This window comes from Pseudofrankia coriaricola (assembly GCF_032027725.1).
In the GTDB taxonomy this organism is placed as follows: Bacteria; Actinomycetota; Actinomycetes; order Frankiales; family Frankiaceae; genus Pseudofrankia.
In genome coordinates this window covers 38007-50625 of sequence record NZ_JASNFO010000104.1, presented here as the reverse complement: position 1 = coordinate 50625, position 12619 = coordinate 38007, and the positions used below count along the sequence as shown (strand labels likewise).

At 73.1% G+C, this 12619-nt stretch carries 13 protein-coding genes; 7 read left to right on the top strand and 6 right to left on the bottom strand.

The window, feature by feature from the left end; genetic code table 11:
- Together QOZ89_RS39980 and QOZ89_RS39975 are read right to left on the bottom strand one after the other, a co-directional pair.
- On the bottom strand, positions 1-380 hold a 380-nt coding region (locus tag QOZ89_RS39980), incomplete at its 3' end, for a helix-turn-helix domain-containing protein (protein ID WP_312629296.1).
- Between the two features lie 267 nt (positions 381-647).
- A complete protein-coding gene (locus QOZ89_RS39975) occupies positions 648-1346 on the bottom strand; it encodes a vWA domain-containing protein (RefSeq protein WP_312629294.1) in 699 nt (232 codons plus the stop codon).
- A gap of 577 nt (positions 1347-1923) precedes the next feature.
- On the opposite strand from QOZ89_RS39975, the gene QOZ89_RS39970 reads away from it, so the two are divergent.
- Positions 1924-2670, top strand: a complete 747-nt coding sequence (locus QOZ89_RS39970; protein ID WP_071055146.1) for a CoA transferase subunit A — start codon at positions 1924-1926, stop codon at positions 2668-2670.
- Positions 2667-3308, top strand: coding sequence for a CoA transferase subunit B (locus QOZ89_RS39965; RefSeq protein ID WP_071055030.1), 642 nt, complete (start codon positions 2667-2669; stop codon positions 3306-3308). The genes QOZ89_RS39970 and QOZ89_RS39965 overlap by 4 nt, the downstream gene beginning before the upstream one ends.
- Before the next feature lie 103 nt (positions 3309-3411).
- Here the strand turns inward: QOZ89_RS39965 and QOZ89_RS39960 are convergent, their stop codons facing one another.
- The gene (locus QOZ89_RS39960; protein WP_071055148.1) at positions 3412-3609 is read right to left on the bottom strand and encodes a helix-turn-helix transcriptional regulator; all 198 of its coding nucleotides are present in this window, start codon (positions 3607-3609) and stop codon (positions 3412-3414) included.
- Positions 3610-3758: 149 nt separating this feature from the next.
- On the opposite strand from QOZ89_RS39960, the gene QOZ89_RS39955 reads away from it, so the two are divergent.
- Complete coding sequence (locus QOZ89_RS39955; RefSeq protein WP_071055032.1) at positions 3759-4313, top strand: hypothetical protein; 555 nt, start codon at positions 3759-3761, stop codon at positions 4311-4313.
- An 82-nt stretch (positions 4314-4395) separates the two neighbouring features.
- Here the strand turns inward: QOZ89_RS39955 and QOZ89_RS39950 are convergent, their stop codons facing one another.
- Positions 4396-6582, bottom strand: a complete 2187-nt coding sequence (locus tag QOZ89_RS39950) for a protein kinase domain-containing protein (RefSeq protein ID WP_071055034.1) — start codon at positions 6580-6582, stop codon at positions 4396-4398.
- 138 nt (positions 6583-6720) lie between these two features.
- Between QOZ89_RS39950 and QOZ89_RS39945 the strand changes: the two genes are divergently transcribed.
- Positions 6721-7659: an aldo/keto reductase gene (locus QOZ89_RS39945; protein WP_071055037.1), complete on the top strand. Its 939-nt coding sequence runs from the start codon at positions 6721-6723 to the stop codon at positions 7657-7659.
- A gap of 50 nt (positions 7660-7709) precedes the next feature.
- On the opposite strand, the gene QOZ89_RS39940 is transcribed toward QOZ89_RS39945, so the two are convergent.
- Positions 7710-8195, bottom strand: coding sequence for a TIGR00725 family protein (locus QOZ89_RS39940; RefSeq protein WP_071055039.1), 486 nt, complete (start codon positions 8193-8195; stop codon positions 7710-7712).
- A 449-nt stretch (positions 8196-8644) separates the two neighbouring features.
- Positions 8645-9190 carry a hypothetical protein gene (locus QOZ89_RS39935; protein WP_071055042.1) on the bottom strand — a complete coding sequence of 182 codons (546 nt, stop codon included), beginning with the start codon at positions 9188-9190 and terminating at the stop codon, positions 8645-8647.
- A 134-nt stretch (positions 9191-9324) separates the two neighbouring features.
- On the opposite strand from QOZ89_RS39935, the gene QOZ89_RS39930 reads away from it, so the two are divergent.
- The 3 genes from QOZ89_RS39930 (at position 9325) to QOZ89_RS39920 (ending at position 12523) form a co-directional block, all read left to right on the top strand.
- On the top strand, positions 9325-9999 hold the full coding sequence (locus QOZ89_RS39930) for a response regulator transcription factor (RefSeq protein ID WP_071055045.1): 675 nt from the start codon (positions 9325-9327) through the stop codon (positions 9997-9999).
- Complete coding sequence (locus tag QOZ89_RS39925; protein WP_312629283.1) at positions 9999-11429, top strand: sensor histidine kinase; 1431 nt, start codon at positions 9999-10001, stop codon at positions 11427-11429. The genes QOZ89_RS39930 and QOZ89_RS39925 overlap by 1 nt, the downstream gene beginning before the upstream one ends.
- Positions 11430-11698: 269 nt before the next feature.
- Positions 11699-12523, top strand: a complete 825-nt coding sequence (locus QOZ89_RS39920) for an alpha/beta hydrolase (RefSeq protein ID WP_312629281.1) — start codon at positions 11699-11701, stop codon at positions 12521-12523.
- The last annotated feature ends 96 nt before the right edge of the window (positions 12524-12619 follow it).

Genomic DNA, 12619 nt, shown 5'->3' with positions numbered 1-12619 from the left:
GGGGGGTGGCGCAGGTAGTCGGACAGCTTGCGCAGGCTCCAGTGGGTGAACGGCAGCCCCAGCGCCCTTGGCCTGGTGCGGGCGACCTCGAGGATGCGGGCCTCGCCGTCTGCGGTGATCCGCCGCGGACGGCCACCTGCCCACCGCGGGTCCAGGCAGTCCAGCCCGCGGTCGTTGAACGCGTGGATGACGTCCCGGACCGTGTCGGGATCGGCGGCGACCAGGGCGGCGATCGCCTCGTTGGTGTTTCCTGACGCCGACGCCAGGATCATCATCGCCCGGCGGATCCTCACCGCGTCGTGCCGACCCCGCCGCACGATCCGCAGCAGGGCTTGTCCCTCCTCGTCCGTCAACCGACGGACATGCACCGGCTTCGCCATCGCAGACCCCTCCCACGAGCAGGAGCAGATACCTGCGCATCACCGCAAACCGAGATCGCCACACCTCGCCCGGCAGACGTTCACGGACAGCGCACTAGCCGGATCGTGACGCGCTGGCTGATCCGGCGGCCCTCGGCTGATGGGCACTCTCATGGGTGGGTTGCCGCAGTTGCTCACCGTGTGCAAGGTTCGGCCTTGGCGGCTGGCGCGCTCGGGTCGATCCTGTCGACGGTCGCGGCGCCACCCGGCCGCCGAATATCCGCGGGCCTACAGCCGGTGGGCGATCGTCGAGATGATCTCCTCGATGTAGACGTCGTCGAGGCCATGCCCGGCCCGGGATCGAGCGTGCAGGGTGTTGTCCCAGGTCTCGGAGATGCCGGTCCAGGGGGTCTGGTCGGGCGCGAACAGCACCAGATGCTTCGCCGAGGGGTCCATGTGCGCGGAAGTGCTGTTCTCATGGCCCCACTGGTCGAACAGCGTGTCGAAGTCCTTGGCGATGTTCTTGGGGTAGTAGGTGCGAGCCTTGGAGCGGTGCTTGCCGAGCGGGTGCGCCGCCGCGTCGGTGAACATGACGATGACGTGGTGGGCGCGGGGTAGCTCGCGCTCCCAGGGCGCCTGGATCGCCAGTGCCAGCGCCTCCAGCGCCGACTCCGGCGCGTCGCCACCGCCGGTGGCCCGCAGTCCCCGCACGAACTTCTCGAACTGTCTCGCCTCCGCTGGGAGCTGGAAGAACTCCGACTCCTGAATGGCGTCATCTGCCCGGTCCCCGAAGTCCCGAAAGGCTATGACCTTCAGCCGTAGCTGGCCCAAGGACTTGCCTTTTCCCGCGACCTTGTCCGCGAGGCGGTTGTGGAAGGTCAGGGCGTCTTTCTTCACCGTCTCGATGATCGAGGACATGCTGCCGGTCACGTCGATGCACAACACGATGTCGACGGCGTGCGGTGGGTTTTCCTTGGGGTGGCTCATGTTCCGGGCTTCCTCCTCGTCGGACGGTGGTCCGGGGAAAGGGAGATGGATGGCGGACGACGCCGGATGTGAGCGCGTAAGCGGCCAGCCAGTTCTCTGTGGCGGGCGACGCCTCGCCCGGCCGGGGCGGGGGAGGAGAGTTCGCGATGACCAGCCGACTCCGCGCTGGGTGGAACCGTCGAGATCCGCCCGCAGACCATGTTGACCATGCGGGGACATCGCCCCGCGCCGAGTGTCGCGAAGTTGATGCGCCGCGCCGCGCCGCGTTGGGCCGGGGCGGTGCTGGGCGGGGAGAACCGCGACGTGTCCGGGTCGTTCCCACGGCGGCGATGGACGGTGACTGGACGCCAGTTCGCATACTCGGCTGGCGATCACCGGCGCTCGGCTGTGCGGAAGATCGCCAGGACTGTATCCGGATCCGAACGCCGGGCCTTCGCCCATTCGGATCCGGATACAGAACCGGTGATCAAGCTCACGGCGCGGCGATGTTATCGGGGCAACCTTGGCTGAAGCCGCACTGGCGGGCCGTCGTCGGGCAGGATGGCCTGGCCGGTGCGATTCAAGAGGCGGGTGAGTGGTGGACAAGGTGGTGGCGGCCGCGGCTGATGCGGTGGCGGACGTCGGCGACGGCGCGTCGCTGGCGGTCGGCGGCTTCGGGCTGTGCGGCATCCCGAGCGCGCTGATCGAGGCCCTTCTGGACGCCGGTGTGTCCGGGCTGCGGACGGTCAGCAACAACTGCGGCGTGGACGGCTGGGGCCTGGGCATGCTGCTGCGCGCCGGTCGGATAGCGCGGACCACCGGCTCCTATGTCGGGGAGAACAAGGAGTTCGAGCGGCAGTTCCTCGCCGGTGAGCTCGAGGTCGAGCTCGTCCCGCAGGGGACGCTCGCCGAGCGGCTGCGCGCCGGCGGCGCTGGCATCCCTGCCTTCTACACCCCGGCCGGTGTTGGCACCCAGGTCGCCGAAGGCGGCCTTCCGCTGCGTTACGACGGCAAGGGCGGTGTCGCGCTCGCCTCCGAGCCCAAGGAGACCCGCGTCTTCGACGGCGAGGAGTACGTGCTGGAGCGGGCGATCGCCTGCGACTTCGCGCTGGTCCACGCCTGGAAGGGCGACCGGCACGGCAACCTGGTCTACCGGGAGAGCGCGGCGAACTTCAACCCGCTGTGCGCCGCCGCCGGCAGGATCACCATCGCCGAGGTCGAGGAGCTCTACGAGCCGGGCGAGCTCGACCCGGCCGAGGTGCACACCCCCGGCATCTTCGTGCAGCGCGTCCTGCACACGCCCGGCGTCGAGAAGCGCATCGAGAAGAGGACGGTGACGGCATGAGCCGCACGCGCGCGGAGCTTGCCGCCCGGGTCGCCCAGGAGCTGGCCGACGGCCAGTATGTGAACCTCGGGATCGGCCTGCCGACGCTCGTGCCGAACTACCTTCCGCCGGGCGTCACCGTCGTCCTGCACAGCGAGAACGGCGTGCTCGGCGTCGGCCCGTACCCGACGGAGGACGCCGTCGACCCGGATCTCATCAATGCCGGCAAGGAGACGGTCACCGTCCTGCCCGGCGCGGCGTACTTCGACTCGGCGGCCTCGTTCTCGATGATCCGCGGTGGCCACGTCGACGTGGCCGTGCTCGGCGCGATGCAGGTCGCGGCCAGCGGCGACCTGGCCAACTGGATGATCCCCGGCAAGATGGTCAAGGGCATGGGCGGCGCGATGGACCTCGTCCACGGCGCCCGCCGGGTCATCGTCATGATGGAACACACGGCCAAGGACGGCAGTCACAAACTGGTCGAGGCCTGCACACTTCCGCTCACCGGCAAGGCCTGCGTCCACCGCGTCATCACCGACCTCGCCGTCCTCGACGTCGTCCCCGGCACCGGTTTCGTCCTGCGCGAGCTCGCCCCCGACGTGACGGTCGACGAGGTCCGCAAGGCCACTGGCCCGGACCTCACCGTCGCCCTGGACTGACCGACTGACTGACTGACCCGTGCGCCGACCGGCCCGAGTCCAGCGGTGGCCGGCCGACATCTTTCACGGGCAGGCTTTGGCCGCGTATTCGATGTGACCTGGGCTATGTGGACGGGGCCTGGTTCGGGCGATGCCTCGCGATCCAGTCCTCCACCCGGTCGGCGCGCCAGAAGCGGATGTGCTTGGCGGCGCCGACGGGTTCGGGGAACTCGGCGCGGTGGGTGAGCTGGCGGGCCCGCTCGGTGCTGATTCCCAGCCGTGCGGCGATGTCTCCGGTTGTCCACAACTCGACATCAGCCATGGCCGCCATCGTAGTGGGCAACCCCAAATCTGGGTACGATGATCGGTGGGGTTGCCCAACCCCACGAGATGGGCCGAACGGTTCGGGGCGGTGTCCTACCACCGCCCCGAACCTTGGCCACTCGCTGTGACCTAGACAGGAGTGACCCAATGGGCAGTATCCCCGCTCCCCACGACCAACCCGGCTGGCCGCGGCGCCGCGAGCCCGCGCGGCTCGTCGCGCTGGGCGGAGGCCGGCTCGGGCTGGCGCTGCACACCGGCGCGCGGGGCCGTGACCTGACGGAGCTGGCCCGGCTGATCGATGACGCGCTCTACGTCGACCACGCCCGGCCGGAACACGGCGGCACCTCGGTCGTCCTGATCTTCCAGGACCAGGCTCCCGAAGTCTCGCCGCCATCGCCGGTGCACAGCCGGTCGGGCGTGGCTCCGACGGCGAGCGCGGAGGCGGCGACCATTCCCGGTGGCTGGGTACCGGACGTCGGCACGGCAGTCGGTCCCGACCGCGGCATCTCCCCGCACCAGCTCGCGGTCTGGGAACTGCTGACGGCCGCGCCGGACGGCGCCAGCGGCGCGCGGCTGGTCGACGCGGTGACACGCCTCCTCCCGCCGGAGACGGTCGTCGTCCTGGCGGACCTGCTCCGCGACCGGCGCGACGGGCGCGACGGGCGCGACGGGCGCGGCGAGTGCTGCGACCGCCGAGCCTGACCTCGACCTTGGCCTTCACCCTCCGGTCCCGCGGCGGCCGGTGGCCCTTTCGCGGGGCCACCGGCAAGCCCGGGAGCCGGGGTCAGTAGCTGGGGACCTCGACCCTGGGGCCGAGGCCCATCGAGTTGCGGGCCTGGATGGCGGTCACGTGCTCCGGGCAGCGGCCCGCCGGCATGCAGTGGGTGTGGGTCGTACCGGCGCTCGTCGTCGTGTACTGCGGGTACTCCGGGTAGGACGGCGTGATGGTGAGGACGTAGTCGACGCTGCTCGCGCCGCCGAAGTCGGCGGGAGCGGACCAGCGCACTGTCACCAGGCCCGAGCCGTCGTTCGCGAGCTGGTCGACACTGGCCACCACTCCGGTCACCGGGCCGGGCGCCACACAGCCGACGGCGTTGACGACGGCGGAGTCGGCGCTGCCGCCGGGGCCGACGGCGGTGACGGTGAACGCATGGGTGTCGCAGTCGGGCACCGGGACCGTGACCTGGCCGGCGGAGGACGCGTTCCGCGTGGAGATCCCGGAGCCTCTGATCCGGTAGCCGGTGACCTGGCCACCGCCGGAAGGCCGGGAGATCGTGAGCACGACGGCGCCGGAGCGCGGGGCGGCCGTCACCGACGGCCGGCCCGGCGCGGGCACCGGCGCCGCGGTGGCCGTCGCCGTCGGCGTGGTCGTACTTCCGGAGCTGGCACCGGAGCCGATGGATGTCCGCGGCGAGGTGGGCGTCGCGCTCGCGCCCAGCAGGGGCGTCGCCGCCGACGGCGCGGCCAGGCCCCCGGTGCCCGTGGCGCCGGCGGGCGCGGTGGCGGTGAGCTCGGCGGTGTCGCCGGCGAGGTCGGCATGCCGGCTGTGGCGCAGCAGCACCGTCAGGCCGGTGCCGGCGAGCGCGAGGACGAGAACCACAGCGACGGGGATGAGCACTGCCGCGCGGCGCGGGAACCCGCGGCCCGGCCGGCCGGGCGCGTCCGGGTCCGGCCGGTTCGGGCCGCCCGGGGACCCGGCGCCGGGTCGGGGCGCGCTGGTGTGGGTGGCGAAGGCGTCGAACCCGTCGGTCCCCGGGCCGGCGGCCCCTGGCCCGGAGCTCGGCCCGGAGTCTGGTCCGGAGCCCGGCGGGAAGGCGAAGGCGCCGAAGTACGACGGGTCCGGCGCGGCCGGGCCGGTTGGCGCGTACGGATGGCGGGGGCCGCTGGTACGGGTCGCGGTGAGATCCGGCGTGGGATCCTGGCCGGAATCCGGGGACGGGCTGGCCGTCGTCGCCGACGAGGACGACCCTGCGGAGCCAGGCCCGGGCTCCGTGTTCAGCCGGGGCGTTGTGCCTGTCGGCCCGGTGGGCGCGGGCGGCGTCCTGGGGCGGGCGGGCAGCCCGGCCAGCGCGGGCGCGAGGGCGGCGAGTGCCGCGGCCGCGTCGCCGGCGGTCGGGCGAAGGTGCGGCTGCTTGGCGAGCATCGCCGCGAGCGCGGCCCACAGCGGATCGGGCAGCCCGTCCGGCCGGGCGGGCGGCTCATTCAGGTGGCGCAGCAGCACGGTCACGGCGGGGCCGCCGACGAACGGCGGGGCCCCGGTCAGCAGCTCGTAGCACAGGCAGCCGGTGGAGTAGACGTCGACGGCGGGCGTCGCCGGCTCATGGGAGGCCAGCTCGGGGGCGAGGTAGGCGGGGGTGCCGAGGAGCCCGGTGCTGCGGGTGAGCGCCGGGCCCTCCAGCTGGCGGGCGATGCCGAAGTCCGTCAGCACGACGTCACGACCGCGCAGCAGCACGTTCTCGGGCTTGACGTCGCGGTGGACCACGCCGGCCTCGTGCGCGCGGCGCAGCCCAAGCAGGACCTGCGCGGCCAGCCGGGCGGCGTCCGCCGGCGGGAGGGTGCCCTCGCGGCGCAGCAGGGCGCGCAGGTCACCGTCGGGCAGGTAGTCCATGACGATCCCGACCCGGTCGCCCTCGGCGACAAGGCGGCGGATCCGCACGACGTGCGGGTCGGCGATCCGGGCGACCACCTTGCACTCCTGCAGCAGCCGCGCCACCACCTGCGGCTCGTCGGCCAGCTCCGGGCGCAGCAGCTTGACCGCGACCGTCTCGCCGTCCGGCCCGACCGCCCGGCGCACCTCCCCGGTCGAGCCCCGGCCTAGCAGCTCCCCGACCTGAAGGTCTCCCAGCGTGAACCCCACCGGAGCAGCCGCCGGCCTCGGCACGGGTACCGCCGGCGCCGGGGTCCCGTCGACCGGCGCCGGGGCCGGTGGCTTGGTCTCGTCCGCATCCGTCCTACCCGGATCGATGCTCACCGTGGCCCCCCTGTCCCACGGCGTGATTCTTCCACATGTCGCATCCGCGGGGATCTGTGTCGCGACGCCTGTGCCCGAGCGTCGGGGGTGGCGGGGCCGTAGTGTCGCCTCGGGAGCTGGGATCTTTCAGGAGGGCGCATGCGGACGCGACCACTGGGCACGACGGGCCCCGCCGTGTCCGTCGTCGGGCTGGGCTGCAACAACTTCGGGATGCGCATCGACGCCGAGGCGAGCGCGGTCGTCGTGCGCGCCGCGCTCGACGCCGGGATCACCCACTTCGACACCGCCGAGATGTACGGCGGGGGCCATTCCGAGGAGTTCCTGGGTGCCGCGCTCGGCGCGCGCCGCGACGAGGTCGTCATCGCGACCAAGGCGATGCGGCGCCCGAAGGACGAGCCCTACACGCCGGGCATCCTGCGCACGCGGATCCTGGAAGGCTGCGAGATCAGCCTGCGCCGGCTCGGCACCGACCGGATCGACGTCTACTACCAGCACTTCGTCGACGCCGAGGGCTCGAACGCCGAGGCGATGGAGGCCCTCGACGACCTGGTCCGCGCCGGCAAGGTGCTCCACGTGGCGTGCTCGAACGTGACCGCCGCCGAGATCGAGGAGCGGGCGGCGTTCGCCGAGGAGCGCAAGGTCGCGGCGTTCACCGCGGCGCAGGTCGAGTGGAGCCTGCTGAACCGCGCTGTCGAGGCGGAGATCGTGCCGGCGGCGGTCAAGGCGGGCATGGGGATCATCCCCTACTTCCCGCTCGCCTCCGGCCTGCTGTCCGGCAAGTACGCGGCCGGCCAGCCGTTCCCGGTCGGTAGCCGCCTGGCGGCGGCGCCGTACTTCGCCCAGGCGGCAACCCCCGAGAACTTCGCCTACATCGACGAGCTGACCACGTTCGCCCGCGAGCGCGGCCACACGATCCTGGAGCTCGCGATCGCCTGGCTCGCGGCCCAGACCGGCGTCGCGTCCGTCATCGCCGGCGCGACCAGGCCGGAGCAGGTCGCCGCCAACGCCGAGGCCGTCGGCTGGGAGCTCACCTCCGACGACCTGGCAACCCTGCCTCGCCCGGCGGCAGCGGCGTAGCCGGCGCGGGCAGGCAGGTCGCGTCGTCCACCCGGCGTGGTCTCGGGCGTTCAGCCCGGAGGTACAGGAAGGGCGGCGAGCAGCGCGGGCACGAGACCGTCCCGGTGGGCGACCTCGGTGAACCCGGCCGGCCGCGTCGGGTGCGGTGCCTGGACCGCCCAGGTGCGCAGGCCGAGGACGGGCTTGCCGGCGCGCAGCGCGAGGGCGATCTCGGAGAGCGTGCCCCAGCCGCCGCCGATGGCGACCAGGGCGTCGCTCGCGCGGACCACCAGGCCGTTGCGCAGCTCGCCCAGGCCGGTCGGGATGCTCACCGTCAGGTTGGCGTTGCCCTCGGCCCGGTCCAGGCCGGGCAGCAGCCCGATGGTCACGCCGCCGGCACCCGCGGCGCCCCGGCAGACCGAGGCCATTACGCCGCCGAGGCCGCCGCACACCACGTACCAGCCCTGTTCCGCGAGCCGCGCGCCGACGTGCTCGGCGTCCGCCAGCTCCTGGCCCGACGCGTCACCTGGGCCGACGACACCGATGTAGATCGGCACCCGGCGTCCCTTCCTCGGCTTCTGTCCGTTCTTTCCACACGTGTGTGGCGGAACGCCGGGCGAGCCTAGGATCTCAACGAGAGCGCATCGCACCCCACTTGTGGGTAGTTGCGCCCGGCCGCGGCGGTCCACTGCCCACCATCGGGCGGCGCCCGGTGGCCCTTCCGCCGGGAGAAGAGAATAGGTCGTTCGGACACGTGTCTGCGTCAGGTCGGCGAGAAGCTCTTCCTAGGCCACCGCACGATCAGCGCCCACCTGTACCGGATCTTCCCAAGCTCGGGATCACCTCCCGGGCCGCCCTGCGCGACGCCCTCGACGCCTACGCCGCCGACCTCGCGGACTCCGCGGAGTAGGTGGGCGAGCCGCGGGGCAGCCGCGGGCGCGGTGCGGAACCGAGCCCTCCGCCGGAGTGGCGCGGTTCCGCACGCGTGGCCACACGCTTTGCGCGTCTAGTCCTGGTGGGTCTGGGCTCCTTCCGTCGCGCAGACGAAGCCCTTGTCGCCGGTGCCAGTGCCGGTGCCACCGCCCACGCGCGTCAGGAGCGGCCCCTTGGCGTCACCCGGCTTCGGCAGCGCCTCGGCGTCCGCACCGGTGTAGACCTTGCCGTCCTTCACCACCATCGGGACGCCGGGCTTGGCCTCGCCGACCAGCTTCCCGTTGAGGTAGACCTTGCCGTCCTTCATCTGGAGGTCCTGGGCGCCCGGCGGCTTCGGCAGCGCCTCGGCGTCCGCGCCGACGTAGACCTTGCCGTCCTTCACCGCCACCGGCTCGCCGGGCTTGGCCGTGCCGACCAGCTTCCCGTTGTGGTAGATCTTGCCGTCCTTCACCTGGACGTTGTCGACGCCCGCGCCGCCCGGGGGAGCGGGGCAGGTCGACGGCTGGCCCGAGGGGCCCTCGGAGCCGGGCAGGGCCCCGGCGGCGTTGGCGGCCGCGGCGCCCGTGCCGGCGAGCCCCAGGGTGATCGCGCTGACGAGGACGATCCGACGGATGCGCATGGTGCACCTCCTCTTTCTCGATGGCCCCCTCGTTGGGGCCGGGGCCAGACTCCCGTGCGCAGGCTGAGGCGCTCCTGAAGCCGGCTGAAGCGATCTTCAGGTCGCCTATAGGTCGGATCCGTCAGGCTGTAGTCATGCGAGTGCTGCTGGTGGAGGATGAGGAGCGGCTGGCCGGACTGCTGCGTGGTGGGCTGGCGGAGGAGGGTTTCGCGGTCGACGTCGCGCACAACGGCCGCGAGGGCCTGTGGATGGCGACCGAGCACCGGTACGACGCGATCGTGCTCGACGTGATGCTGCCCCTGCTCAACGGATATGCCGTGTGCCGCCGCCTGCGGGAGGCCGGCAACTGGACGCCGATCATGATGCTGACGGCGAAGGACGGCGAGTACGACGAGGCCGAGGCGCTGGACACCGGCGCGGACGACTTCCTGTCCAAGCCGTTCTCGTACGTGGTGCTGCTGGCCCGGCTGCGCGCGCTGGTCCGGCGCGGTGGGCGGGAGCGGCCGGTCGTCCTGACCGCGGGCGACCTGTCGGTGGATCCGGCAGGCCTGCGCTGCCGGCGCGGCGAGACGGAGATCGCGCTCACCGCGAAGGAGTTCGCCGTGCTGCACGCGCTCGCCCGGCGCCCGGGCGAGGTGGTCTCCAAGGCGGAGCTGCTCGAGCAGGCCTGGGACTTCGCCTACGACGGCGATCCGAGCATCGTCGAGGTCTACATCAGCGCACTGCGCCGCAAGATCGACGCACCGTTCGGCCGGGCGAGCCTGGTGACGGTGCGGGGCGCGGGATACCGGCTGGACGGGGGCTCCTGATGCGCTGGTCCGTGCGGCTGCGCGCGACCGTGGTGGCGACGGTGACGGTCGCGCTGGCTCTCGGAGCGGCGGGCCTCGTCCTGGTCCTGACGCTGAAGGGGAGCCTCGAGTCGGGCGCCGACCAGGAGGCGGGGCGGCGAGCGGACGAGGCCGCCGCCAGTCTCACGCAGGTCAGCGCGGGCGGGAACCCCGGCGAGCCCGGACAGGTCGTCACCAACTTCGTCGCGCCCGACCCTGACGTACGGGTCGAGGGCCGCGCCGGCGGTCCGGCCCTGTCGGGGAGCTTCGGAAGTGGCGAAGGGGCCGGGGTGTCCTGGGGGTCCGGCTACGCCACCGCCCAGCGCCTGGTCACCACCTCGGCCGGGCCGGTGACCGTGTCCGCGCGCGTCTCGCTCGGCCCGGCCCGCGCGGCCCTGACGATGCTGCGCAACCTGCTTCTCGTGGGCCTGCCCGTCCTGCTGCTGCTCGTCGCCGGGCTGACCTGGCTGCTGACCGGGCGGGCGCTCGCCCCGGTGTCGGCGATCCGCGCGACGTTCGCCGACATCACGGCCACCGACCTGCACCGGCGCGTGCCGGTGCCCCGGTCGGGCGACGAGATCGCCCGGCTGGCGCGGGCGATGAACACGACCCTCGACCGGCTGGAACGGGCGGTCGAGCGGCACAAGCGGTTCGTCGCGGACGCGGCGCACGAGTTGCGCAGCCCGCTGGCGATCCTGCGCACGCGCCTGGAGCTGGGCCGGCATGAGGCGCCCGGCCTGGTGGGGGAGTCGCTCACGGACGTGGGCCGGCTCCAGGCGCTGGCCGCGGACCTGCTCCTGCTCGCCAGGCTGGACGCCGGCGAGCCGCTGCGGGCGGACGAGGTGGACCTGGGCGAGGTGGCCGCCGAGGAGGCGTCGCGGCCCCGGCGGGAGGACGTCCGGATAGCGCTGGACATCTCCCCCGACGTGGTCGTGGCCGGGTCAGCGTCGCACCTGCGCCGGATGGTCGGGAACCTCGTCGACAACGCCGTGCGGCACGCCGAGTCGACGGTGACCGTGCGCGTGGCGGCGCCAGCGACCGTGCAGGTGTCCGACGACGGCGCGGGCATTCCCGCGGAGCACCGCGAGTCGGTGTTCGGCCGGTTCACCCGGCTCGACGAGACGCGGGGGCGCGACGGCGGTGGCAGCGGGCTCGGCCTGGCCATCGCCCGGGACATCGCGCGTGCCCATGGCGGCACGCTGACGGCGGTCGAGCCGGACGGCCAGCCGGGCGGGGGCGCGACGGGAGCGTGCCTGCGGGCCGAGCTCCCGAGCGCGGCGGGCGTTGCGGGTGTCGCGGGCGGCGGGGCGCGTGCGCTGGCCGCGGCGGGCGCCGCCATGCCCGGCGGGGTTCCGCCGCCGACCGCCGGAAGGTCCGTGTTTCCCGGGCGACGGCGCCGGTCGGGGACGTGACGACGGGAAGCCCGCGGGCAGGAGTCAGGCCGCGAGGGCCCGGCGGAGGAAGAAGGCCGAGGAGCGTGCCGCCCGACGGGGGAGCGGCCCGGCGAGGGACACACAAGTCCGACGGGACTCCGGCGTGCATGGGACAGTCGACTGACTGAAGGCAGGCCGTTGCCCCAGGGCCCATCGTTGTGCGCACAATCCTGTTCCGGCCTGGACACCCAGCCTTGGCGACAAGGCACAGGGAGTGGCCGCGGCGGCCGAAGCTAAGGGGCACAGCAATGACCGATCCCACCCACATCCCCGTCGTGTTCGTGCACGGGCTGTGGATGCACTCGTCGAGCTGGGACAGCTGGATCGACCTGGTCGACGAGCTTGGCTACAGCGGTGTCGCGCCGGGCTGGCCGGGCGACGCGGCGACCACCGAGGCGAGCCGCGAGAACCCGGGACCGCTCGCGAACCGCGGCATCGCCGAGATCACCGACCACTACGCCGCCGCGATCCGCGAGCTGCCGCAGGTCCCGATCGTCATCGGGCACTCGTTCGGCGGGCTGATCGCCCAGCGCCTGCTGGGGATGAACCTCGCCCGCGGCGGCGTCGTCATCTCGCCGGCGCAGTTCAGGGGCAACCGCAAACTGCCGCTCGCGCAGCTCCAGTCCGGCTTCCCGGTGCTCGGCAACCCGGCGAACAAGAAGAAGACGGTCCTGCTGACCCAGGCGCAGTTCCACAAGGGGTTCGCGAACGCGGTCTCCCGCGAGGAGTCCGACGACCTGTGGAACCGCTACGCCATCCCGGGGCCCGGGCTGCCGCTGTTCCAGGCCGCCACCGCCAACTTCTCGAGCAAGACCGAGGCGACCGTCGACGTGGCCAGTGAGCGCGGCCCGTTGCTGATCATCGCCGGTGGCAAGGACCGGACCGTGCCGGCGGTGACGTCGAAGGCCGCCTACGGCCAGTACGCGAAGAACCCGTCCGTCACCGAGTACCACCTGTTCGAGGACCGGGCCCACTCGATGGCGATCGACCAGGGCTGGCGCGAGGTCGCCGACGTCGCGATGGACTTCCTGACCCGCCACGGGCTGGCCGCCGCGCCCCAGCAGGTTGGCTGACCGGTCGGCCCCGCGCGCGAGGTGCCTTCCAGGCGGACCTGCCAGGAGGCACCTCGCCGCGCGCCCGGCGGCCGCCCCGCGGTCCGGGCCTTGCTC